Source organism: Nonomuraea sp. NPDC046570, assembly GCF_040645915.1.
Lineage (GTDB): Bacteria > Actinomycetota > Actinomycetes > Streptosporangiales > Streptosporangiaceae > Nonomuraea.
In genome coordinates, this window is the sequence record NZ_JBEYZF010000002.1 from 193,900 (window position 1) to 217,119 (window position 23,220).

The 23,220-nt window shown below is 72.0% G+C and carries 24 protein-coding genes; 13 read left to right on the plus strand and 11 right to left on the minus strand.

Annotated elements, in window-relative coordinates:
• The first annotated feature begins 17 nt into the window (after positions 1-17).
• The 6 genes from ABZ911_RS04505 to ABZ911_RS04530 are packed head-to-tail and all read left to right on the plus strand — an operon-like array spanning position 18 to position 4,844.
• A complete protein-coding gene (locus ABZ911_RS04505) occupies positions 18-455 on the plus strand; it encodes an SRPBCC family protein (protein WP_358051806.1) in 438 nt (145 codons plus the stop codon).
• A complete protein-coding gene (locus tag ABZ911_RS04510) occupies positions 456-1,625 on the plus strand; it encodes an ArsA family ATPase (protein ID WP_358051808.1) in 1,170 nt (389 codons plus the stop codon). It begins immediately after the preceding gene.
• The gene (locus tag ABZ911_RS04515; protein WP_358051810.1) at positions 1,618-2,019 is read left to right on the plus strand and encodes a DUF5304 family protein; all 402 of its coding nucleotides are present in this window, start codon (positions 1,618-1,620) and stop codon (positions 2,017-2,019) included. The genes ABZ911_RS04510 and ABZ911_RS04515 overlap by 8 nt, the downstream gene beginning before the upstream one ends.
• A 38-nt stretch (positions 2,020-2,057) precedes the next feature.
• A complete protein-coding gene (locus tag ABZ911_RS04520; protein WP_358051812.1) occupies positions 2,058-2,990 on the plus strand; it encodes an ROK family glucokinase in 933 nt (310 codons plus the stop codon).
• 9 nt (positions 2,991-2,999) lie between these two features.
• Positions 3,000-3,692 carry an endonuclease/exonuclease/phosphatase family protein gene (locus ABZ911_RS04525; protein WP_358051814.1) on the plus strand — a complete coding sequence of 231 codons (693 nt, stop codon included), beginning with the start codon at positions 3,000-3,002 and terminating at the stop codon, positions 3,690-3,692.
• Positions 3,693-3,737: 45 nt separating this feature from the next.
• On the plus strand, positions 3,738-4,844 hold the full coding sequence (locus ABZ911_RS04530; RefSeq protein ID WP_358051815.1) for a hypothetical protein: 1,107 nt from the start codon (positions 3,738-3,740) through the stop codon (positions 4,842-4,844).
• On the opposite strand, the gene ABZ911_RS04535 is transcribed toward ABZ911_RS04530, so the two are convergent.
• Entirely contained in the window at positions 4,841-5,320 is a 480-nt protein-coding gene (locus tag ABZ911_RS04535; RefSeq protein ID WP_358051817.1) for a hypothetical protein, read from the minus strand. The genes ABZ911_RS04530 and ABZ911_RS04535 overlap by 4 nt on opposite strands.
• A gap of 67 nt (positions 5,321-5,387) precedes the next feature.
• Complete coding sequence (locus ABZ911_RS04540; protein WP_358051819.1) at positions 5,388-6,146, minus strand: alpha/beta fold hydrolase; 759 nt, start codon at positions 6,144-6,146, stop codon at positions 5,388-5,390.
• Positions 6,147-6,292: 146 nt separating this feature from the next.
• On the opposite strand from ABZ911_RS04540, the gene ABZ911_RS04545 reads away from it, so the two are divergent.
• On the plus strand, positions 6,293-7,003 hold the full coding sequence (locus tag ABZ911_RS04545; protein WP_358051821.1) for a lysophospholipid acyltransferase family protein: 711 nt from the start codon (positions 6,293-6,295) through the stop codon (positions 7,001-7,003).
• On the opposite strand, the gene ABZ911_RS04550 is transcribed toward ABZ911_RS04545, so the two are convergent.
• From ABZ911_RS04550 to ABZ911_RS04565, 4 genes are all read right to left on the minus strand, one after another.
• Positions 7,000-8,304, minus strand: a complete 1,305-nt coding sequence (locus ABZ911_RS04550) for a serine protease (RefSeq protein WP_358051823.1) — start codon at positions 8,302-8,304, stop codon at positions 7,000-7,002. The two genes, ABZ911_RS04545 and ABZ911_RS04550, sit on opposite strands and share 4 nt — an antisense overlap.
• A gap of 81 nt (positions 8,305-8,385) precedes the next feature.
• A complete protein-coding gene (mmuM, locus tag ABZ911_RS04555) occupies positions 8,386-9,249 on the minus strand; it encodes a homocysteine S-methyltransferase (protein WP_358051825.1) in 864 nt (287 codons plus the stop codon).
• A gap of 34 nt (positions 9,250-9,283) precedes the next feature.
• Entirely contained in the window at positions 9,284-11,518 is a 2,235-nt protein-coding gene (locus tag ABZ911_RS04560; protein WP_358051827.1) for a VIT domain-containing protein, read from the minus strand.
• A complete protein-coding gene (locus ABZ911_RS04565) occupies positions 11,515-12,180 on the minus strand; it encodes a MerR family transcriptional regulator (RefSeq protein ID WP_358051828.1) in 666 nt (221 codons plus the stop codon). Before ABZ911_RS04565 ends, ABZ911_RS04560 begins: the two co-directional genes overlap by 4 nt.
• A 111-nt stretch (positions 12,181-12,291) precedes the next feature.
• On the opposite strand from ABZ911_RS04565, the gene ABZ911_RS04570 reads away from it, so the two are divergent.
• Both ABZ911_RS04570 and ABZ911_RS04575 read left to right on the plus strand, forming a co-directional pair.
• Entirely contained in the window at positions 12,292-12,759 is a 468-nt protein-coding gene (locus tag ABZ911_RS04570; protein ID WP_358051829.1) for a DNA starvation/stationary phase protection protein, read from the plus strand.
• Positions 12,760-12,984: 225 nt separating this feature from the next.
• Positions 12,985-14,121, plus strand: coding sequence for an alkaline phosphatase PhoX (locus tag ABZ911_RS04575; RefSeq protein WP_358051831.1), 1,137 nt, complete (start codon positions 12,985-12,987; stop codon positions 14,119-14,121).
• A 4-nt stretch (positions 14,122-14,125) separates the two neighbouring features.
• Here ABZ911_RS04575 and ABZ911_RS04580 read toward each other — a convergent pair whose 3' ends face one another.
• The gene (locus tag ABZ911_RS04580) at positions 14,126-15,013 is read right to left on the minus strand and encodes a helix-turn-helix domain-containing GNAT family N-acetyltransferase (RefSeq protein WP_358051833.1); all 888 of its coding nucleotides are present in this window, start codon (positions 15,011-15,013) and stop codon (positions 14,126-14,128) included.
• Between the two features lie 58 nt (positions 15,014-15,071).
• On the opposite strand from ABZ911_RS04580, the gene ABZ911_RS04585 reads away from it, so the two are divergent.
• Positions 15,072-16,001 carry a beta-propeller fold lactonase family protein gene (locus tag ABZ911_RS04585; protein WP_358051835.1) on the plus strand — a complete coding sequence of 310 codons (930 nt, stop codon included), beginning with the start codon at positions 15,072-15,074 and terminating at the stop codon, positions 15,999-16,001.
• A gap of 1 nt (position 16,002) precedes the next feature.
• On the opposite strand, the gene ABZ911_RS04590 is transcribed toward ABZ911_RS04585, so the two are convergent.
• Together ABZ911_RS04590 and glpK are read right to left on the minus strand one after the other, a co-directional pair.
• Positions 16,003-16,716, minus strand: coding sequence for a Clp protease N-terminal domain-containing protein (locus ABZ911_RS04590; RefSeq protein ID WP_358051837.1), 714 nt, complete (start codon positions 16,714-16,716; stop codon positions 16,003-16,005).
• A gap of 38 nt (positions 16,717-16,754) precedes the next feature.
• A complete protein-coding gene (gene glpK / locus ABZ911_RS04595; protein WP_358051839.1) occupies positions 16,755-18,230 on the minus strand; it encodes a glycerol kinase GlpK in 1,476 nt (491 codons plus the stop codon).
• Positions 18,231-18,353: 123 nt separating this feature from the next.
• On the opposite strand from glpK, the gene ABZ911_RS04600 reads away from it, so the two are divergent.
• Entirely contained in the window at positions 18,354-19,379 is a 1,026-nt protein-coding gene (locus tag ABZ911_RS04600; RefSeq protein WP_358051841.1) for a 6-phosphofructokinase, read from the plus strand.
• A 129-nt stretch (positions 19,380-19,508) separates the two neighbouring features.
• Here ABZ911_RS04600 and ABZ911_RS04605 read toward each other — a convergent pair whose 3' ends face one another.
• Positions 19,509-20,315 (minus strand): MHYT domain-containing protein, encoded by an 807-nt coding sequence (locus ABZ911_RS04605; RefSeq protein WP_358051843.1) that lies wholly within the window; start codon positions 20,313-20,315, stop codon positions 19,509-19,511.
• Between the two features lie 64 nt (positions 20,316-20,379).
• Complete coding sequence (locus ABZ911_RS04610; protein WP_358051845.1) at positions 20,380-21,216, minus strand: MHYT domain-containing protein; 837 nt, start codon at positions 21,214-21,216, stop codon at positions 20,380-20,382.
• Between the two features lie 113 nt (positions 21,217-21,329).
• Here ABZ911_RS04610 and ABZ911_RS04615 point away from each other — a divergent pair, with 113 nt between their 5' ends.
• Both ABZ911_RS04615 and ABZ911_RS04620 read left to right on the plus strand, forming a co-directional pair.
• Entirely contained in the window at positions 21,330-22,481 is a 1,152-nt protein-coding gene (locus ABZ911_RS04615; RefSeq protein WP_358051847.1) for a DUF5931 domain-containing protein, read from the plus strand.
• A gap of 78 nt (positions 22,482-22,559) precedes the next feature.
• Positions 22,560-23,204: a response regulator transcription factor gene (locus tag ABZ911_RS04620; RefSeq protein ID WP_358051849.1), complete on the plus strand. Its 645-nt coding sequence runs from the start codon at positions 22,560-22,562 to the stop codon at positions 23,202-23,204.
• Positions 23,205-23,220: the final 16 nt, after the last annotated feature.

Genomic DNA, 23,220 nt, shown 5'->3' on the forward strand with positions numbered 1-23,220 from the left:
ACCGGTACGGTTGAGGCATGGCCGATCGCACCACTTCGAGCATCACCATCGATGCCGACGCCGCCAGCGTGATGGCGGTCATCGCCGACTTCGCCGCCTACCCCGAGTGGGCGGGCCAGGTGAAGTCGGCCCAGGTGCTGGAGACCGACGCCGAGGGCAGGCCCGTGAAGGTGCGGTTCGTCATGGACGCGGGCGTGATCAACGACGAGTACGCCCTCGGCTACGACTGGCGCGACGCCGACGGCGTGTCCTGGCGGCTGGTCGAGGCGGGCAGGATGCTCTCCGCGCTCGACGGCAGTTACCGCCTGACCCCCAAGGGCGGCGGCACCGAGGTGACCTACGAGCTGGCCGCCGACCTCAAGGTGCCGATGATCGGCATGATCAAGCGCAAGGCCGAGAAGGTCATCGTCGACACCGCCCTCAAGGGCCTGAAGAAGCGGGTCGAGGGCAAGTAGGTGGCCGCCCGGGTACTGCTGTTCACCGGCAAGGGCGGCGTCGGCAAGACGACGGTGGCCGCGGCGACCGCCACACTGGCGGCCCGGCGCGGGCTCAAGACCCTCGTCGTCTCGACCGACACCGCGCACTCGCTGGCCGACGCGCTGGGCGTGACGGCCGGGGAGGAGCCCGTCGAGATCGCCCCCGGCCTGCACCTGCACCAGGTCGACACCCAGCGCTCGCTGGAGCGCCACTGGGGCGACCTGCAGGACTACGCCAGGGGCCTGATGGCCGAGCTCGGCCTGGACGAGATCACCTCCGAGGAGGTCACGGTCCTGCCCGGCGCCGAGGAGGTCATCGCGCTGCTGGAGCTGCGCGGGCAGGCCCGTACCGGAAGCTGGGACGTCATCGTCGTCGACTGCGCCCCCACCGCCGAGACGCTGCGCCTGCTGGCCCTGCCCGAGGCCCTGGACTGGCACGTCTCCCGGCTGCTGCCGGTCGGCCGCAAGATCATGAAGCTGGTGGGCCCGCTGGTCCGCCAGGTGGCCAGGGTCAGCGCGCCCGGCGACGCGGTGGTCGACGCGGGCGAGCGCTTCCACCGCGGCCTCATGGAGGTCCGCGAGCTGCTCACCGGCGACGACGCCTCGGTCCGCCTGGTGCTCACCCCCGAGGCGGTCGTCCTCGCCGAGGCCCGCCGCACCCTGACCTCCCTCAACTTGTACGGCTACCGCGTCGACGCGGTGATCGCCAACCGGATCTTCCCCGCCGAGGGCGCCGACGCGTGGCGCGCCCAGTGGGTCGAGGCGCAGAGCAGGCTGATGGCCGAGGCCGAGGAGTCGTTCGCGCCGCTGCCCATCCACGCCGTGCCGTACCTGCCGGCCGAGCCGGTGGGCGCCGACGCGCTCGCCGAGCTGGGCGAGCGCCTGTACGGCGAGGCCGACCCGTTCGCCGTCCCGAAGGTGGAGGCGCCGCTGCGGCTGGACGGGCACGAGCTGAGCCTGGCGCTGCCCGGCGCCGAGCGCGGTGAGGTGGACCTGGCGCGCAAGGGCGACGAGCTGATCATCACCGCGGGGCCGTACCGCCGGATCCTGGCCCTGCCCGCCGCGCTGGCCCGCCGTAAGATCAGTGGTGCGGTGCTCCGGGACGGCCGCCTCCGGGTACGGTTCACCTCAGGAGGGCCAGATGACTGAGACCAGCAACGACAAGGACCCGATCGGCACTGTCGCCGACGAGGCGCGCAAGCTGTTCGACACGCTGCAGGGCCGGGCCACCCGGCAGGTCGGCAAAACCGTGTTCAACTCCTTCACCGGAGGCGGCGGCCGCAGCGAGCGCGACGTGTGGGGCGAGGCCGTGGCCGAGCCGCACGAGGAGTACATCTGCCGCGCCTGCCCCGTGTGCCGGGCGATCGCGGCGCAGAAGGAGTCGGGGTCCGACGTGACCGGGCACCTGGTGGCCGCGGGTGGCGAGCTGTTCGCCGCCGTCCGCCAGGCCGTCGACGCGTTGAGCCGCCCCGCCGCCCCCCGCAGGCCGCGCGAGGACGATCATGCGGATCGTCAGAACGTGGAGCACATCGACCTGGGCTGAGCCGCCCGGCTCGCGACCATTGGGAGGTTGGGACGGACATGCTGACCATCGGTGTGGACATCGGCGGGACCAAGGTCGCCGCGGGTGTGGTCGACGAGGAGGGCAAGGTCCTCCAGAGCGCGCTGCGGCCCACTCCCGCGGACCGGCCAGACCTGGTCGCCGAGACCGTGGCGAGCGTCGTCGAGGAACTGTCGCAGGGCAGGGAGATCGAGGCGGTCGGGCTCGGCGCGGCCGGCTTCGTCGACGAGACCCGATCGGTCGTGCGCTTCGCCCCCAACCTGGCCTGGCGCGAGGAGCCGCTGCAGAAGAAGGTCTCCGGGCTGGTCGGCCTGCCGGTGGTGGTGGAGAACGACGCCAACGCGATGGCGTGGGCGGAGAGCCGCTTCGGCGCGGGCCGCGACCAGACCCACGTCGTCTGCATCACCGTCGGCACCGGCATCGGCGGCGGCCTGGTCTTCGACGGCGCCCTGTTCAGGGGCCGCTGGGGGATGGGCGCCGAGCTCGGCCACATGCAGGTGGTGCCCGAGGGACGGCTGTGCGGATGCGGCAACCTCGGCTGCTGGGAGCAGTACGCCAGCGGCAACGCCCTGGTCAAGACGGCCACCGAGCTCGCCGAGGCGCAGCCGGAACGCGCCTCGATCCTGCTCGGCCTGGCCGGCGGCACGATCGAGGGCGAGGAGGTCACCGAGGCGGCCAGGCGGGGCGACGACGCCTCGCTCGCCGCCTTCGCGGAGATCGCCGACTGGCTCGGGCAGGGCCTGGCCGACCTGGTCGCGGTCCTCGACCCCGGCTGCTTCATCATCGGCGGCGGCGTGTCCCGCGCCGCCGACCTGTTCCTCGACCGGACGCGGGAGACCTTCGCCAGGTCGCTCACCGGCAGGGGACACCGCCCGGTGGCCGAGATCCGGCTGGCCGAACTGGGCGCCTCCGCCGGTCTCGTAGGGGCTGCGGACCTGGCGCGCCGGCGCTAGATTCGATGCGTGACCATCACGGTCGGCACCTACAACGTCCGGGGCCTGCGCGACGACGTCGCGGCCCTCACCCGGGTCATCAGGGCCATGCGCCCCGACGTGCTGTGCGTGCAAGAGGCGCCGCGCTTCTTCTGCTGGCGGGGCAGACGCCGTGAGCTGGCCGAGGCCGCGGGCCTGACCGTGGCCGCGGGCCGCAGACTGGGCGGCGTCGCCGTCTACATCGGGCCTGGGGTCCGGCTGCTGCACGCCGAGAGCCACGTGCTCAAGATCTTCTTAGGTTTGGAGATCCGCGGCATCGCCATCGCGGTCGTCGAGACCGGCGGCGCGCGCTTCGCCGTCGGATCGATCCACCTGGACCTCGACGAGGGGGCCAGGTTCAAGCACGCGGGCGAGGCGGTCACCCTGATCGAGGCCGTCGCCGCCCGCTTCGACGCGGCCATCGTGCTGGCCGGTGACATCAACGAACAGGACGACAAGGCGACCTGGCGGTACATCGCGGCCAGGCTCAGCGACTGCTACCCGCGCGCGCCGAGGGGGGACGGGCGGACGTTCACGGCCAGGCAGCCGGGCAAGCGCATCGACGGGATCTTCGCCACGGCGGGGCTGACCGTGGCGTGGTGCGGCGGCGTCGCGGCCGATCCCGCGGACCTGGCGGCGGCCACCGACCATCTGCCCGTCGTCGCCGAGCTGCGGGTCAACTAGCAGGGGCTGGCTACGACGCGCAGGCCTAAGCCGTACCATTTGCTCATGACCCGTCGCCTCTGGCGGCGCGCGCTGTCCACGTGTGCGGGGATCACCATCTTCAGCCTGCCCGGCACGGCCATGGCGCACGCCGACCCCGCTCGCCCGCCCTCCGCCGAGGGCTGGCAGCGGACGGCGAGCCCCGACCTGAACGCCGACAGCTCCCTGACGGACGTGTACGCGCTGTCGGCCGGTGACGTGTGGGCGGTCGGCCAGCAGGAGATCTGGGACGTCTGGGAGAACCGCGGCGCGATCACCCACTGGAACGGCAGCACCTGGACCCAGGTCCCGCTGCGCGACGCCACCGGGGCCGGTCACCTGCGCGGTGTGACCGCCACCTCGCCGACCGACGTGTGGGCGATCGGCGACGGCCACGACGGCCTGCCGTATCTCGCCCGGGGCGACCGTGGCGGCTTCGACCGGGTCAGGGTGTCGGGCATGCGGGTGGGCGACTGGCTCGGCGGCATCGACGCCCGGCCCGGCCGGGTCGTGGCGGTGGGCAGCCGGGACGGCCACGGGCTGATCGTCACCGGGCAGGGCTCCTGGAGCGCGGTCAAGACCGAGCAGAAGGGCACCCTCTATTCGGTGTCGGGCCCGTTCGCGGTCGGCGACACCGGCAAGGCCCCGCTGATCATGCGTCACACCGAGGGCGCCTGGAAGGCGATGCCGCTGCCCGACGTGCCCGGCGGCTACCTGCGCGACGTGCACGCCGAGGGCGCCAAGCGGGCCCTGGCCGTGGGCGGCGTCTTCCGCGGCGCCGGCAAGATCGAGCCGCTGGCCCTGTCCTGGAACGGCAAGAAGTGGACGAAGGTCAAACTCCCCTCCACCAAGGCCAGGCTGTACGGCGTGGCGGGCGACGGCAAGGGCCGCTTCTGGGTCACCGGCTACGACCCCGACCGCCCGGCCCAGGCGTTCCTGCTGCGCGCCGAGAAGGACCGCTGGCAGATCATCAGGGGCGGCCCGGCCAAGGGCAAGGCCGCGGTGCGCCTGCAGTCGGTCGCCTACCTCCCGGGCAAGGGCACGATCTGGGCGGTCGGGCACGCCCTCGACGCGGCCGACCGCTACACCGACGTGGTGGAGACGTTCAGCCCGAAGGGCTCCAACCCCTCCTAGATCACCGCGCCGTCGTCCCAGCCCGAGTCGTTGGGCGGGCCGTCCCCCATGCGCACCACCAGCGCCACGAAGCCGCCGATGAACGCCGCCACCGCGGTGAACAGCGCCCAGCCCTGCATCTCCCAGTTGGCCATCGCGGCGACCAGCAGGTAGGCGGGACCCCCGAACAGCGCCACCCAGGCCAGCTTGGTCGTCAGGTCGACCTTGGGCAGCGGCGGGGGAGTGGGAGGCACGAAGTGACCCTCGTCGTCCTCCTCCTCGCCGTCGTGCCGGTCCTCCTCGGGCGAGTCGCCCAGATCGGCCGGCGGGTCGTCGAGGTCGGTGAACTCGGGTGGGCGCACCACTCGCCGCGTCGGCTCGACCGGGACGTTCTCGCTGTCGGGCCACGGCTGATCGGCCGAGTCGCGCTCGGCTGTGTCGTTGAAGGACGCGACGATCTGCCGCCAGACCTCGTCCTCATCGCTCTGGGGTGTCACCTAGCTGGGCCTACTCATCGGCCACTCACTTTCTCCGCGTGGATCGCGCGTTCCCCCGGGGATGCGATCAGTCCCTCTGCAAGGGTACCGAGGCATGTGTCCGGATGAAGTCGAGGCTCCCGGCAAAGATCCTGTCGGCATCGTTGTCCAGGGTCGCCACATGGTAGCTGTCGTGCAGTTCCTCGATGGTGACTCCGGGGATCCGCCGGCGCAGGATCGCCACGCTGGCCGGCTTCACCACGTGGTCCTCGGGGCTGTGGTACACCAGCAGCGGCTGGGTGACCTTGCCCAGGTCGGCCTGCACCAGGGACCACAGCCGGGGTAACGTCGCCGCCGCCCTCACCGGGGTGCGCGTGTAGCCGACTTCGACGGCGCCCTCCTTCTTGATGTCCCCGGCCACCCCCGGCATGGACGGGACGAACCACTTCAGCACCGGGGCCAGCGCCAGCAGCGGCACGTCGCTGGTGATCGACGGGTTGACCAGCACCACCCCCTTGACGGCGGCGCCGTGCACCTCGGCCAGCCGGAGCGCCAGGCAGGCGCCGAGCGACAGCCCCGCCACGAACACCTCGGCGCACCGGCCCTGGAGCACCGCGAACGCCTTCTCCAGTTCGGCGTACCAGTCCTGCCAGCGGGTTCTGCTCATCTCCTGCCAGGTCGTGCCGTGACCGGGCAGCCGGGGGAGTGAGACGCTGGCGCCGTTCCGGGCCAGGAACTCTCCCCAGGGGCGCAGAGACTGCGGCGTGCCGGTGAATCCATGGCACAGCAACACGCCGATCTGACCGGCCTCATGGTGGTAGGGCTCCGCACCTCGCATGAGCGGCATAACAGCTCCTCAGTGGGCAATCTTCCCTAATTTGCCCGATCGTCGCACGATCTGAGGTGGTTGTGCGAGAGCTGATGTAGGAGGTTTGGTCCGCAAGGTGGGAAGATGACCCTGCTTGTCGTCCGAGCCGGAGAAGGGGTGGCCGCGTGTTCTACTGGGTGGTGAAGGCGATCTTGTGGCCGTTCCTCCATCTGGTGTTCCGCCCGTGGACCGAGGGCGCCGACAACGTGCCCAGGCAGGGGCCGGTGATCCTGGCGGGCAACCACCTGTCGTTCGCCGACCACTTCTTCGGCGCGCTGCCCCTGCCACGCAAGGTCATCTCGCTCGGCAAGTCCGACTACTTCACCGGCAGAGGAGTCAAGGGCCTGCTCAGCCGGGCGTTCTTCAGCGGTGTCGGCACCGTTCCCATCGACCGCTCCGGCGGCAAGGCCAGCGAGGCTGCCCTGCGCACCGGGCTGCGGGTGCTGGGCGAGGGCAACGTGCTCGGCATCTACCCCGAGGGCACCCGCTCGCCCGACGGCCGGCTCTACAAGGGCAAGACCGGCGTGGCCAGGCTGGCCCTGATGTCGCGGGCTCCGGTCATCCCGTGGGCCATGGTCAACACCTACGAGATGATGCCGCCGGGGCGCCTGCTGCCCAAGCTGGGCATCCGCCCCGGCGTCAGGTTCGGCAAGCCGCTCGACTTCTCCCGCTACTACGGCATGGAGGAGGACCGGCTGGTGCTGCGCGCGGTCACCGACGAGATCATGTACGCGCTGATGGAACTGTCCGACCAGGAGTACGTGGACAAGTACGCCGCCAGCGCCAAGGTCGAACTGGAGCGCGCCGCCCGTACCGCCCGCGCCGCCGCGGACTAGGGCTTGCTCTTGCCCGCGGCGACGGCCTTGCGCGAGTCGGCGAGGTAGGCGGCCACGTACGGGTGCGCCGGGTAGAGCTCGCGCACCTTGCGGAACTTGGGCAGCGCGGCCCGGTGGCGGTCGGCGAAGAAGTCGTTCAGCGCCGAGTCGTAGAGCCGGGTGGTCTCCGAGCGCACCGGCTTGACCCGCGCCGCCGCCAGCCGCTTCCTGATCACGCTCACCGGCAGGATGAGGCTGGTGTTCTCGGCCAGCCCGCCGACCGAGTCGTCGACGTACTTGGCGATCACCGTGCCGATGACCTTGCCCTCGGCGTTGAGGACCGGGCCGCCGGAGTTGCCCTTGTAGGACGGGGTCTGCGCCTGGATCATCGGCACCCCGGCCACGGTCGTCCGCCTGGCGTTGAAGGCCCCCTCGGTGAGCGACGGGTACAGCTTCGAGCGGTCGTCGAAGTTCGGGTTGCCGGTGACCAGCCCCGGGAAGCCGTTGATGTAGAGCACGTCGCCCACCCGGACGTCCACGTCCTGGCCCAGCGAGAGCGTCGGCAGGTTTCTGGCGCCCTTCAGCCGCAGCAGCGCGAAGTCCTCGCCCGGGTAGTCGCTGCCCTTCGCGACCAGGCTGATCGGCGTGTAGGTGATCTTCTGCTTGCCGCCCGGCGGCACGCTCAGCACGCTGAAGGACCGCTTGACGCCCTTGAGGCGTACCGTGCGGGCGTTGAACGCGGTGAACAGCCTGGTGGCCAGCCCGACCAGCTCGTCGTCCGGCTGGACCCGGGTCCTGATCGACTTCAGGAAGGCCGCCACGTCCGCCTCGTTGACCTTGGGCAGCACGGTGGCCGCCATCTCCGCGCGCAGCGTGGCCTTCGGCGTGGCCACGCAGTGCGAGCCGGTCACCATGTAGCCGTCGGGGGTGATCCACCACCCCGTGCACACCCCGCCGCCGAAGCCGGGCAGGACCCGGTCGGGACCCGCCGGGGCGAGGTAGCGGCCCACGTTCGCCGACGCCGTCCGCAGCACCCACTTGAGCCGGCTGCGCCGGTCGGCCGGGATGCGCCCGGCCTTGGCGTGCGCCTCGGCCTTGGCCGCCAGCGCCTTGAACGCCTTGGTCGTGCCCGGCGACGGCACGACCACCTTCGCCTCGTACGCCAGCAGGATCAGCCGCACCGCCGGGTCCGTCCTGGCCGCCAGCCGGGTGCCGATCGCCACATCCTTCGGCGCCTCGGCCACCGCGCCAGTCTGGGCCGCCGCGAGGGTGGCCAGGGCCAGCCCGGCGGCAGTGAGCGCCCGTTTCGCAGATCCGTACACAGGTTCCACCCCCTTTGTCGTCTGACCGGGAGTGTGCGCCGGGGTGCCGGCGGGCGGCTTGCACGCCGCTTGTCGCGCGCCTCAGGACAGGTGCGAGCGGACCTGCCGGATGTGCTCGGGAGTGGTACGGCAGCAGCCGCCGATCATCGAGGCGCCCATGGCCTGCCACTCCTTGGCCGCCTGGCCGTACTCCACGGGGTCGGTGAGGCCCACCCAGCGCCGCCGCTTGGCGTCCCAGGTCTCGCCCGAGTTGGGGTAGAGCACGATCGGGTTGGAGGTCAGCTGGGTGATGAGGGCGGGGATGAAACGCGGGGCGGTGCAGTTGACGCCGACCGCGACCACCTGCGGGTCGGCCGCGAACAGGGCGGCGGCCTCGGCCAGCGGGGTGCCGTCGTTGAGGTGGTGGGTGTCGCGGCAGGAGAAGCTCACCCACGCCTTGACCTCGGGCGTCTCGGCGAGCAGCCGGGCCAGGGCACGCGCCTCGGGCAGGGACGGGATGGTCTCGCAGGCCATCATGTCCGCGCCCGCGGCGGCGAGGATCTCCCAGCGCGGCCGGTGCCAGGCCACCAGGCTCTCCTCGCCCAGGTCGTAGTCGCCGGTGTACTCCGAGCCGTCGGCCAGGAAGGCCCCGTAGGGGCCGACCGAGGCGGCGACCAGCCCGCCGCCCGCCTCGTCGCGCGCCTGCGCGGCCAGTTCCACCGACAGGCGGATCAGCCGCTCGGCCTCGGCGGGGGACATCCCCCGCCGGGCGAACCCGGGCAGCGACGCCTGGTAGCTCGCGGTCGTGGCGACGTCCGCCCCGGCGGCGAAGTAGTCCGCATGCACTCTCCTGATCAGCGCTGGATCTTCGAGCAGCAGGCGCGCCGACCACAGCTCGTCGGCCAGGTCGGCGCCGAGAGCTTCCAGATGAGTGGCAAGTCCCCCATCAAGCACAAATGAACTCACTTACCCACTTTATGCGCTTTCCTCCCTCCCCTTGTCAGGTGCGCTTCCAGAACGGCCGCTTCCGCCCGCCTCCGGTGAGGCTCTCCAGCGCCTCGACGGCACGCTGCCACAGCGCGTCCGCGTCGGCGCCCGGCCGGTCGGCCGTCTCCAGTTCCCTGGCCAGCGCCGCCAGCTCGGGATGGCCCCCCAGGTAGGTGGCCAGCGCCGCGAGGCGGCTGCCCAGATCGGCGAGGAACTGCGGACGCTCGTCCGGCTTCACCGTCCTGAGCCGCTCCAGCTCGGTCAGCAGTTGCGGCCTGACCGTGTCGATGCCGGGCGGCGCGGCGGCCTCCCGCGGGTACGGCTTGGGCGGCGCCGCCTTGGCGAACATCCGTCCGCGCGGCGCGGCTCCGCCCGGCATCGGACTCGGCGCCCCGGGGGGCGCGGCCATCGCGGTGAACGCCACCCCCATGGGCGCCATCGCCGACGCCGGCATCTCCCAGCCGCTCGGCGGCTCGACCGGCTGGATCACCCGGTGCTCGGGAGCGCCCCCGGCGACCTGGCGGGTGTCGACCGCCACATAAGCGGTGAAGCGGCACAGCACGCCGTACGTCAGCGACGTCCGCACGATCGACTCCTCCAGCCCGTGCTCGCCCATCGCGTAGCGGTCCTCCAGCTCGCGCAGGTGCGCCCGCGCCCAGACGGCCCGCAGGGCGGGTCCGGCGGTCACCGCGCCGGTCACCGTCTCCGTCCAGGGCTCACCGGCCGCCACGCCGCGCACGGTCAGCGACGAGCCGCTCCGGCAGCGGCCCGACACCGTCAGCGGCACGCCCGGGAAGATCGAGCCCAGGTGGGTGACCGTACCCGGCTCCAGGTCGAGGCCCTCCAGGGTCAGGTCCGTGACCAGCGGGGCGCCGATCCTGCGGTGGATCTGCTCCATCGCCGCGTCCAGCCGCTCCTCCGACTCCACCAGCTCGCAGCGGCCCGCGCCGAGCCCGGCCAGGCGGCCGAGGAAGGCGGCGTTCACCGCCCGGTCGATGCCGACCACGTGCACCCGCATCGCCGACAGCGCGCCGCCCGCCTGCTCCAGGATCTGGTCCTCGTTCCCGACCTGACCGTCGGTCACCAGCACCACGATCCGGTCCCGTCCCGGCTCGCCCAGCAGCGCCACCGCCTGGCGCAGCGGCTCCAGCAGCTCCGTGCCGCCGCGCGCGTCCACCCGCGCCAGGTGCTCGACCGCCCGGAAGCGGTTGCGGTCGGTGGCCTCCCGCATCCCGTCGAAGGCGCTCTCCACCACCGAGTCGAACGCCAGCACCGCGAACCGGTCGGCCGAGGTCAGCGTGTCCACGATCCTGGCCGCCGCGCGCCTGGCGGCGACCATCTTCCAGCCGCCCATGCTGCCCGAGCGGTCCAGCACCAGGACCACGTCGCGCGGCACCCGGGTGGCCTCGACCGGCGGCGGCACCACGGTGAGCGCGAAGGTGCCCTCGCCGTCGAGCAGCAGCGACGTCGAGGCGTCGAAGGCCAGCCTGAGGATGAAGTCACGGTCCAGCCGCTCGCCCGGCTCCAGCGCGACCGTCGTGCCCGCCTGCCGTACCAGGTGCAGGCTGGAGGCCAGCTCGCGCAGTTCCAGGCCGGCCGGGTCCACGTCGACCGTCAGCGACAGGCGGACCGGGTTCGGGAAGCCGGGCAGCAGGACGGGCGGGGTGATCCGGGAGGCGTCCGGCACCGCGCCGGTGTCCGGGACCACGCCGTCGCCCGCCGACGGGCCGTCCAGCGGGTCGCCAGGGATGTAGCGGGGGGCGACGACCAGCGGGAAGCGGAAGGTCGCCGCGCCGTCCTCGTACGGCAGGGGCTGGCTGAGCGTCAGCCGTACCGTCACCCGCTCGCCCGGCAGGATGTTGCCGACGCGGATGGCGAACACGTCGGGCCGGTCCTCCTCGGCGATCGCCGCCCGCCGGCCCTCGCTCAGCGCCCGGTCGTAGTCGGCCCTGGCCTGGCCGCGCTCCTTGAGCACCCCCTCGATCACCCGGTCGTCCGCCTCCATCACGAACCCGGTCACGGCCGCCCTGTCCGGCAGCGGGAAGACGTACGTCGCCTCCAGGGCCACGTCGAACGGGTTGCGGAAGCCCTGCGCCACCCGGACGCCGGCCATCAGCCCGGACAGGTCCGCGGCCACGTCCAGGCTCTCCAGCGGCAGGTTGCCGCGCGCGGTCTCCAGCGCGCCGAACCCCGCCTCCGGCGTCGGCAGGCACCGCTCGGGCGCGAGCGTGGTGATCGGGACGGTCATGTCGGGCTCCCTTCGTGGCGGAGGCGGCGCTCTTCGAGCACCGCCAGAAGCGGTCCCGCGGCGGCGCGGACGGCCTCGATGTCCTCTTCGGTGGGCGTACGGCCGGCGCCGTCGACGAGCAACGCGACCCCCGGCGCCAACCTCACTCCGTGCAGCAGCCCCGCCCCCACCTGCGCGGCCACCCCACTCCCGGCGTCTCCTTGCCCCGGACCCGGACCCGGACCCGGACCCGGACCCGGCTCAGGGCTCGGATGGGCCCAGAACCGCTCCCGGCTCTTCTCAGGCGCGGTGCCTGGGGGCGGTGTGGGCGGTGGGGCGGGCTCGCCCGTCTGTCCCGGGAGTGCCGGAGTCGCGGGGAGCTGGGCGGTCTCTTCGAGTGTGGTGTCGGTGGCGCCGGTCAGGCGGGTCTGGATGTCGGCCAGGGAGTGGCCCCCGGCCTGCAGGCGCTTGACGGCGACCAGTTGCAGGAGGTGCCGTCGGCCGTAGCGGGCCACCCGGCCGCGCCTGGTCAAGGGGGGATCGACCAGGCCGATCGTCGTATACCACCTGATCTGGCGTTCGCCGGGCACTTCACGCACCCGGCCGTTGACCTGCTGGGCGTCCGCGCGCAGCGCGCCTGCCGCTCGCTCGGCCAGCTCGGCGATCGTCCAGGTCTCCTCCATACCCCCACAATGACACTGTCATTGTTACAGTGTCAACCAGGGAAGAATCGGCCCGGCCGAAGTGTTCTTCCAGGTGCAAGCCGATTGCCGAACGACGGGGAGGAAGACAACATGGCTCCGATCACCGGTCCGCTGCGGGGCGAGGCGAAGAAGGTCGTCGCGGAGGCCCTCCAGGGTGCCCTGGTCGATCTCATCGATCTCTCGCTGGTGGCCAAGCAGGCGCACTGGAACGTCATCGGTCACCAGTTCCGCCCGATCCACCTCCAGCTCGACGAGCTGGTGGCCATCGCCCGCGAGCACGCCGACGCCATCGCCGAGCGCGCGGTGGCCCTGGGCATCAACCCCGACGGCCGCTCCGCCACCGTCGCCAGGACCACCTCGGTCCAGCAGCCCGAGGCGGGGTGGATCGAGGACGGCAAGGTGGTCGCGACCCTGACCGACATCCTGGAGGGCGTCGCCGCCAGGCTCCGCGCGCGGATCGCCGCCACCGACGAGCCGGACCCCGTCAGCCAGGACCTGCTCATCGCGGTCGCCCAGGACATCGACAAGCAGCACTGGATGTTCCAGGCACAGCGCTGACCCTGAACGGCGCCACTCAGCCGGGCCCGGGCTCCCCGAACACGGGGGACCCGGGCTTTCCCCTGCCCGGCCCGCGACTCCCGGCAGACCCGGGACGGGGATTCTCCTGTTCCCGGATGGGCAGGGTTCGCGTGTGGTTTGGGTATGGGAACCCCTTCATTCATGTCGTTTCGATCGACTGAGGTCCCCGCCCGGCCTAGCGTGGCAGCGACAGGAGGCTCGAACATGTTGCGCAGGACTCTCCTCTGCACGGGGGCGGCGGCGATCACGGCGGTCTTCACGGGCTCGCTCTGGCACGGGGCGGCCGAGGTCCGCCCGGGCCCCGGCCGGTACGGCCCGCTCAAGGTCCCCGACACGAACGGCCTGGCCCTGCCCGACGGGTTCACCAGCAGGCTCATAGCCCGCACCGGCCACAAGGTCGGCGGCCTGACCTGGCACGCCGCCCCCGACGGCGGCGCCTGCTTCCCCGACGGCGAAGGCTGGATCTACGTCTCCAACTGCGAGGTCCCGCTGCTCGGCGGCGCCTCGGCGGTGCGCTTCGGCAAGGACGGCTCGATCCGGGACGCCTACCGGATCCTGTCGGGCGCGAACCTCAACTGCGCGGGCGGCGCGACCCCGTGGCGGACCTGGCTGTCGTGCGAGGAGATCGCCCGCGGCCGGATCTTCGAGTGCGACCCGTACGGCGAACGCTCCGCCCGCCCCCGCCTGGCCATGGGCCGCTTCAAGCACGAGGCGGCCGCCTGCGACCCCGACCGCGAGGTCGTCTACCTGACCGAGGACGAGCCCGACGGCTGCTTCTACCGGTTCAGGCCCGGCGACTGGGGCGACCTGACCGAGGGCACCCTGGAGGTGATGTGCGGCGCGGGCGAGCGGGTGATCTGGAAGCCGGTGCCGTCCCCGGCCGCGCTGCCGCGTCCGACCAGGCACCAGGTGAAGGAGGCCAGGCACTTCGACGGCGGCGAGGGCTGCTACTACGCCGACGGCGTCTGCTACTTCACCACCAAGGGCGACAACCGGGTGTGGGCCTACGACGCGGCCTCCGCCACGCTGGGCGTGGCCTACGACGCGGACTCGCCGCTGACCGGCGTCGACAACATCACCGGCGCCCCTACGGGCGACCTGTACGTCGCCGAGGACGGCGGCAACATGGAGATCAACCTCATCGCCCCCGACCGGTCGGTCTCACCGTTCCTGCGCCTGGACGGCCACGGCCGGTCGGAGATCACCGGCCCCGCCTTCTCCCCGGACGGGAAGCGCCTCTACTTCTCCTCCCAGCGCGGCCGCTCGGGCAAGCCGACCGACGGGCACACCTTCGAGGTGACGGGCCCGTTCCGGAACCTGGTGCCGCCCCAGCGCGCCTGAGCCGCTAAAGGTCGCGCGCCCAGACCTGCTCGACCACGTCCACGCCGTTCTCCACGGCCTTCTCCTCCGATTCCAGGACGAACCCGGCCCCCTGGTAGATCCGCCTGGCGCTGACCAGCGAGTCGCGCGTCCACAGCATGATCCGCCGGTACCCCTCGGCCCTGGCGTGCCGCAGGCACTCCTCCACGAGCCTGCGCCCGAGGCCGAGCCCTCTGGCCGACGGCTCGACGAGCAGCATCCGCAATTGGGCGGTCCGCTCGTCCTTGCGCACGCAGAAGACGCACCCGGCGCGCTCGCCGCCGACCTCGGCGATCCACCCGGTGTCGGCGCGCGGGTCGAGGTTCGCCACGATCCCGGAGACGAGCCGCTCGAAGTCCAGCCCCCAGCCCTGCTCGCGCGCGTAGAGCTCACCATGCCGCTGCACGACCCACCCGAGGTCTCCCGCCCGCGGCGACCTGATGACATACGGCTCCCGCTCCCCGGCGCCAGGGTCGAGCACCTGCCGGATCGCCGCCATGCCCGCCACCAGCCGCCGCTGCCCGTCCTCGCCCAGCGCGCCCAGCATCGAGCCGATCTCCTCGGCGGAGCGCGCGTCCAGCCCGGCGAAGGCGGTGGCGCCGGCGTCGGTCATCGAGACGACCTGCTTGCGCGCGTCGGCCGCCGACCGCTCCCGGCTGAGGTGCCCTTCGCCTTCGAGGCGGGACAGAATCCGGCTGAGGTAGCCCGCGTCGAGGTCGAGCAGCGCGCGCAGCTCACCGGTCGCCATGGAGCCGCCCTGCGCGAGCTCGAACAGCACCCGCACCTCGGCCAGGGAATAGGGCGAGTCGAGCATGCCCGCCTGAAGCACGCCGATCAGCTTGGTGTAGAAGCGGTTGAAGGCTCGGACCTCCAAAACCCTTGCTTCCAGCAACGAATTCATTGCCATAGTCAAGCATGAAAGGATGTCCTCTGTGAAGCACCTCCTGATCGGCGGATACGGCGCCCACCTCACCACGATCGACGACTCGCTCGGCGTCGTCGCGGCCAAGCCGGCGCACCACGCCTCGTTCCTGGCCGCGCACCCGACGCTGCCGGTGGTCTACAGCGTGGCGGAGAACGACCGGGGCATGGTGGCGGCGTACCGCGTCGAGGACGGGCGGCTGAGCGAGCTCGACGCCCGCTCCAGCGAGGGTGACAGCCCCTGCCACGTGGCCGTCCACCCGTCGGGCGAGGTGCTCGCGGTGGCCAACTACGGCGACGGCACGGCCAGCCTGCACCGCCTCGACGCCTCCGGCGCCTTCACGGGCGAGCCCGTCGTACTGCGGTACCGGGGCAGCGGGCCGGTCGCGGGGCGGCAGGAGGGCGCGCACGCCCACCAGGCGGTCTTCGACGGCGACCTGCTCTACATCACCGACCTCGGCACCGACGAGGTCCGCCGCTACGACCTGCGGGGCGAGTTCCTCGGCGCCTTCGCGCTCGCACCGGGCAGCGGGCCGCGGCACATGGTCGTCGCGGGCGACACCTGGTATGTCGCGGGCGAGCTGGACGGCGTCATCAGCCTGATCGACCACGCGACGGGCCGGACGGCCGGGGTGCGCGCGTCGGCGGTCGAGGGGGTCAACTACCCTTCGCACATCGAGCTGTCCGGCGATCTCGTGTACGTCGCCAACAGGGGGCCCAACACGATCTCGGTGTTCCGGGCGGGCGACCTGACGCCGGTCGCCGAGGTGCCCAGCGGCGGCGACTGGCCGCGCCACTTCGCCATCGACGGCGAGCGCCTGTACGTCGCCAACCAGAACTCCGGCGGCCTGGCCGTACTGCCGCTGAAGGACGGTCTGCCGGCGCCCGCCGTCCAGGTGCTCGCCGTCGAGACTCCCAGCTGCGTGCTGCCGCTGAGGTAGGTCAGCCGCCGTTCAGGTTGCGGGTGATCTCCGCCAGGCGGCGGAGGATGTCCGCCTCGATCCGGTCCTTGGTCACGCCGAGGGACTCCAGCACCGCCACCGCGTCGCCCTCGCCGAGCGCGAGCACGCCGAGCAGCAGGTGCTCGGTTCCGATGTAGTTGTGGCCGAGGCGCAGGGCCTCGCGCAGCGTGAGCTCCAGCGCCTTGACGCCCTGCGGGCTGAAGGTCACCTCCGCGGGCGCCTCGCCGTCGGCGGGGCCGAGCGCGGCGGTGGTCGCCTCCCTGACCGCCTCCAGGGAGGCGCCCGCGGCCTCCATGGCCTTGGCGGCCAGCCCGTCGGGCTCGTGCAGCAGCCCGAGGACGAGGTGTTCGGGCAGGATGTGCGCCCGGCCGCCGGTCCGGGCCTCCTGCTGGGCCTGCACGATCACGTGCCGCGCCCTGTCGGTGTAGCGCTCATAGGTGCGCAGGTCGCCCACTTTGGGTACGAAGCGCTTCTGGGCGGCCTGCTTGGTGACGCCCATGCTGCGGCCGATGTCCGTCCACGAGGCGCCGGAGTGGCGGGCGCGGTCGACGAAGTGGCCGATGAGGTGGTCGGCCAGCTCGCCCAGGTGCTCCCCGAGCAGTACGGCGTCGGTGAGCTCCTCCAGGGCGTCGCCGCCCGGGTGCCTGCCCTTGATCACGTTGATGAGCTCGTCGAGACGAGGCGCGTTCTCCATGCGTCAACTCTAGGTTGACGCAGGGAGAATCGTCAACTCTAGGTTGACGCCCAGTCGCGGGATCTCTCCACGGCCCGGCGCCAGCGCTCGTAGCCCGCCTCGTCGCGCTCGCCCGGCTCGAAGCGCCGGTCGAGATGCCAGGTCTTGCGCAGTTCCTCGGGCGAGGCCCACACGCCCGCGCCGAGGCCGGCCAGGAACGCCGCCCCGAGAGCCGTGGTCTCCTGGATCTTCGGGCGCTCCACGGGCGTGCCGAGCTGGTCCGCCTGCAGCCGCATGAGCAGATCGTTGCCGCTGGCGCCGCCGTCGGCCTTGAGCACCGGCACCGCCCGGCCCGCCTCGCCCGTCATCGCCTCCACCACGTCGCGCACCTCGAACGCGATCGCCTCCAGCGTGGCCCGCACCAGGTGCGCCCTGGTGGTGCCCCGGGTGATGCCGACGATCGTGCCGCGCGCGCCGGGGTCCCAGTGCGGGGCGCCCAGGCCGGTGAGGGCCGGGACGAACACCACGCCGCCGCTGTCGGGCACCGTGCGGGCCAGCGCCTCCGACTCCGGCGCGCTGCCGATCAGGCCGAGCCCGTCGCGCAGCCACTGCACCGCCGCCCCGGTGACGAAGATCGAGCCCTCCAGCGCGTAGGTCCGCGCGCCCTCCGGCGTCTGCCAGGCCACCGTGGTGAGCAGCCCGGCCTCCGACCTGACGATCTCGTCCCCGGTGTTGATCAGGATGAACGAGCCGGTGCCGTAGGTGCACTTCACGTCGCCGGGCGCGAAACAGGTCTGGCCGAACAGCGCCGCCTGCTGGTCGCCGGCCATGCCGCTGATCGGCAGCGAGAGGCCGAGGAAGGCGCCGGGGGAGGTGTGCCCGAGCACGCCGTAGTTGGGGACGATCCGCGGCAGGGCGTCCATCGGCACGCCGAACAGCTCGCACAGCTCCTCCTTCCAGCCGCCGTCGACCAGGCCGTACAGCAGGGTGCGGGAGGCGTTGGACGGGTCGGTCACGTGCAGCGCGCCCGCGGTGAGCCTGGCGACCAGGTAGGAGTCGACCGTGCCCAGCGCCACCCGGCCCTCCCGCACCCCCGCCCAGGCGCGCGGGTCGTGTTCGGCGAGCCAGGTAAACTTCGAGGCCGTGAAGTACGGGTCGAGGCGCAGGCCGGTCAGCTCGGCGACCCGGGGTTCGTGCCCGGCCTCGCGCAGCCGGGCGCAGATGCCCGCCGTACGCCGGTCCTGCCAGACGATCGCGCGGCACGGCGCGGCCAGCGTCTCGCGGTCCCACAGGACCGCGGTCTCCCGCTGGTTGGTCAGCCCGACACAGGTGGGCACACTGGAGGCCCGGTCCAGCGCGGTACGGCAGGCCGCGAGCGTCGCCTGCCAGATCCCCTCGGGCGCGTGCTCCACCCATCCCGCTTCCGGAAAATACTGGGCAAATTCCTCATACCCTCGTGAGTCGATCTGCCCGTCCTCGGTGACGACGAGCGCGGTCACCCCGGTCGTCCCCGCGTCTATCGCCAAAACGCTCACGCGCTCCACCTTTTGGTCTAGACCATTGTTGTCACCACAAGGCACAATGCGTTGCGTCGGCGCCCGTCGCCGACCGCACCACCCCATTAGTTTGGCCGTGAACCCCATCTGGAGGAACCCGCCATGCGTGTTGGAGTGCTCACCGGAGGCGGCGACTGCCCCGGTCTGAATGCCGTGATCAGGGCTGTCGTCCGCAAGGGCGTGAGTGTTTACGGGCATGAGTTCGTCGGATTCCGGGACGGCTGGCGCGGTCCCCTGGAGGGCGACACCATGCCGCTGGACATCCAGGCCGTGCGCGGGATCCTGCCCCGCGGGGGCACGATCCTCGGCTCGTCGCGGACCAACCCGATCAAGATTGACGGCGGAGTCGACCGGATCAAGGAGAACCTCGCCGCGGGCGGCGTCGACGCGTTGATCGCCATCGGCGGCGAGGACACCCTCGGTGTGGCCAAGCAGCTCTACGACCGCGGCGTGAAGGTCGTCGGCGTGCCCAAGACCATCGACAACGACCTCAACGGCACCGACTTCACCTTCGGCTTCGACACCGCGGTCAACATCGCCACCGAGGCGATCGACCGGCTGCACACCACGGCCGAGTCCCACCACCGGGCGCTGATCTGCGAGGTCATGGGCCGTCACGCGGGCTGGATCGCGCTGCACGCGGGCATGGCGGGCGGCGCGAACGTCATCCTCATCCCGGAGAAGCCCTTCGACATCGACCGCGTCTGCGAGTACGTCGAGTCCCGCTTCCGCACCCGCTACTCCCCGATCATCGTGGTCGCCGAGGGCGCGCACCCGATCGAGGGGCAGATGGCCCAACAGGCGGGCGAGCTCGACGCCTTCGGGCATGTACGGCTGGGCGGCATCGGCGAGGTGCTGGCCAAGGAGATCGAGAAGCGCACCGGCAAGGAGGCCCGCACGACCGTGCTCGGCCACATCCAGCGCGGCGGCACCCCCACCGCGTTCGACCGGGTGCTGGCCACCAGGTTCGGCCTGCAGGCGATCGACGCCGTGCACGAGGGCGACTTCGGGCAAATGGTGGCGCTGCAGGGCACCGACATCGTCCGGATCAGCCTGGACCAGGCCACCTCCGAACTCAAGACCGTCCCCACCTGGCGATACGCGGAGGCCGAGGTCTTCTTCGGCTGATCGTCACTGTAAGTAATCTGCAAGTGGCGGGCCGTACCTTCGAGGCAAGGGCGGGAAACCGCCCCACCCCCTCCGGGTACGGCTTGCGCCGCGACAGTCGCGGCCCGCGTCGGCGCAGGCCGTACCACCTCAACCGCCGAAGAGGTTGCGCTCGGCCTGGTCGTCGTCGGTCCGGCGGAGGCGCTCGCGGAAGGCGGCGTCCTCGCGCAGCTCCTTGGCCGAGGGGGAGAGCACGACCGTCAGCAGCAGCCCCATGGTGACCACGCTGATGCCGACGATCAGCGGCAGCAGGAAGGCGATCGCCTCGGCGCCGGGCAGCGGGCCCCGGCCCGGCGTGAGCCGTACGGCCATCGCGAACATGCCGGTGTAGTGCATGCCGCAGACCGCGATGCCCATCATGAGCGCCGCGCCGCCGATGGCGAGGGCGCCGGTCACGCGCATCGCGAACCACAGCGCCACGGTCGCCGCCACGACGGCGATCAGCACGGACAGGCCGACGACCAGCGGATCGTAGTCGACGTGCGCGGACATCCGCATCGCGGCCATGCCGAGGTAGTGCATGCCGGCCACGCCGAGCCCGGTGAGCAGCCCGCCGCCGAGCAGCGGCAACGGACGGGCGTCGCCGGACGAGGTGAGCAGGAGCCCGGCGCCCACGACGACGATCGCCAGGAGCGCCGAGGCGACGGTGAGCGGGACGTCGTAGCGGATCGCCGTGCCCTGGACCGAGAACCCCATCATCGCGATGAAGTGCATCGTCCAGATGCCGGTGCCGCCGATGGCGACGGCCGCGCCCGCCAGCCAGAACCGGCCGGCGGCCCGGTCGACGAGGCGCGCCCGGCCGGCGAGCAGTAGCCCCAGCATGCAGCCGAGGCTCGACATGGCGTAGGCGGCCAGCGGGGTGGTCAGTCCGTGGGAGAAGTGATCGATTGGCGACATGCGGAGATATCCCTTGAACAGGTCGGATCAAGGGAGTATGCGCGAGATGTCGCTATGCGTGCAACTAGCGTCGCTCGTGCGTATGCGCAGGTAGGGGCGCGGTGTGGTGGGCGAGTGCCGCGGTGGCCCGGCGGCGCTGCTCCAGCCTGGCCATGAGTTCGGCGTCCTCGCGCATCTCGCGCTCCGAGGGGGACAGGATGACCATGAGCAGCATGGTCAGCGTGATGAGACTGATCACCGTCATGAGCGGCACCAGGAAGGACAGCGCGTCGGCGCCCATCACCGCCCCGGGCTCGGCGTGCACCTTGACGATCATCGCGAACATGCCGGTGTAGTGCATGCCGCAGACGGCCACACCCATGATCAGCGCGGCCCCGGTGATGGCCAGCGGGCGCTTGACCCTGACGGTGAACCACAGCGCGACGGTGGCCGCGACGACCGCGATGGCCACCGAGACGGCCACGATGACCGGGTCGTAGCTCACGTGCGCGGACATGTTCATGGCGTACATGCCCAGGTAGTGCATGCCCGCCACGCCGAGCCCCGCCAGCAGGCCGCCGCCCAGCAGCGGCAGGATCCGGCCCTCGCCGAAGGAGACCAGGAACAGTCCGGCGCCGACCACCACGATGGCCAGTACGGCGGAGGCCGCGGTGAGCGTCACGTCGTACCTGATCTGGGTGCCCTCCACGGCGAAGCCCATCATGGCGACGAAGTGCATGACCCAGATGCCGGTCCCGCCGATGGAGACGGCCGCGCCGGACAGCCAGCGGGCCCTGGACGCGCCCTGCGTGGCGTTGGCCTGGGCGGTGAGCCTTAGTCCGAGTATCGACCCGATGCACGACATCACGTAGGCGAGCACGGGCGTGAGCGGGCCTTGGGTGAAATGATTTACAGCGGACATGTTATGAGATTCCTTGCCAATAGGGATCTCCGGATTGTGCCAGCGGACCTAGCCGTTTTGTATGGATAGTCCGACTATCTGTCAAACCACTTGTCGGAACATGAGAAAGGCTCATGCGGATCGAGGGACCCTTCTGGCGGGCGATCGCGGTGTACCGGGTCGCCTCGCTCGTCTACGCGGCCGTGCTGATGGTCGAGCATGACGGCTACGAACGCGCCGTGCTCGGCTGGTTAGTGATCGCCGTCATGGCCCTGTGGACCGCCGCGTCGATCTTCGTCTACTCCGTCGCGGCGCTGCGCGGGTGGCCGCTGCTGGTCATCGACATGCTGGTGGCCATCGCGTGCCTGCTCGCCACGCCGTACGTGCAGGGGAGTCTGCAGGGCGCGGTCGGCACCATGCCGGTGCCCGCGACCTGGGTCGCCGCGCCCGTGCTCGCCTGGGCGGTGTACGGCGGGCGCCGCGCCGGCGCGGTCGCGGCGGGCATCGTCGCCGCGGCCGACCTGTGGCTGCGCTTCCGCCTGCCCGACACGCCCGTCCTGCTCAACGGCGCGGTCCTGCTCTTCCTGGCCGGCGTGGTCGTCGGCCACGTGGCCAGGCTGGCCAAGCGGGCGGAGGAGCGCATGGGGCGGGCCGTCGAGCTGGAGAACGCCCAGCGCGAGCGGATGCGCGCGGCCGCCGAACTGGAGGCCGCGCAGCGCGAGCGCGAACGGCTGGCCCGCGGCATCCACGACTCGGTCCTGCAGGTGCTCGCCCTGGTGCAGCGGCGCGGACAGGAGATCGGCGGCGAGGCGGCCGAGCTGGGCAGGCTGGCCGGTGAGCAGGAGGCGGCGCTGCGCGAGCTGGTCGCCACCGCGGACCGGCCGCCGTCGGGCGCGAAGGACCTGCGCCCGCTGCTGCTCGGCTTCGGGTCGGCCGCGGTGGTCGTCTCGACGCCGGCCACGCCGCTCATCCTGCCCGCGCGGGTGGCCGAGGAGACGGCGGCGGCCGTACGGGCGGCGCTGGACAACGTGCGGCGGCACTGCGGTCAGGACACGCGCGCCTGGGTGTTCGCCGAGGAGGGGGAGCGCGAGGTGACCGTCAGCGTCCGCGACGAGGGGCCAGGGATCGCGCCGGGGCGGCTGGAGGAGGCGCGGGCGGACGGCAGGCTCGGCGTCGCCCAGTCCGTCCGCGGGCGGATCCTCGACCTCGGCGGGCGGGTGTCGATCCTGTCAACACCCGGTCAGGGCACCGAGGTCGAGATCACCGTGCCCGCGGGGCAGGCGTAGGCGGCCACAGCAGGGAGAGGGCGCGGTTTCCTGACATGTGACCATATTCCAGGATGCGCTGCGGCCTAGAGTGGCGCCATGGGCGTGCGGGTGATGGTGGTCGACGACCACCCGATGTGGCGGGACGGGGTCGCCAGGGACCTGGGTGAGGCGGGGTACGACGTGGTCGCCGCCGTGGGGGAGGGGCGGCAGGCGCTGCGCGTGGCGGCGGCGGTGCGGCCCGAGGTGGTCGTGCTCGACCTGCAGTTGCCCGACCTGTCAGGAGCCGAGGTGGCCAAGGGGCTGGCCGCCCTGGAGGAGCCGCCGAGGGTGCTGGTGCTGTCGGCCAGCGCCGAGCAGGCGGACGTCCTCGAAGCCGTCAAGGCGGGCGCCTCCGGATATCTGGTGAAATCGGCGAGCCGGGCGGAGTTCCTCGACGCGGTGGCGCGGACCGCGCACGGCGACGCGGTGTTCACCCCGGGGCTGGCCGGGCTGGTGCTGGGCGAGTACCGCAGGCTGGCCACGCAACCCTCGCCCGAGCAGGGGCCGAGGCTGACCGAGCGGGAGACCGAGGTGCTGCGCCTGGTGGCCAAGGGCCTGTCGTACAAGCAGATCGCCGACCGGCTCGTCCTGTCACACCGGACCGTGCAGAACCACGTGCAGAACACTCTGAACAAGCTGCAACTGCACAACCGGGTGGAGCTGGTCCGATATGCGATCGAGCAAGGGCTCGACGAGGACTAAACTCGGTGGGTCGCAC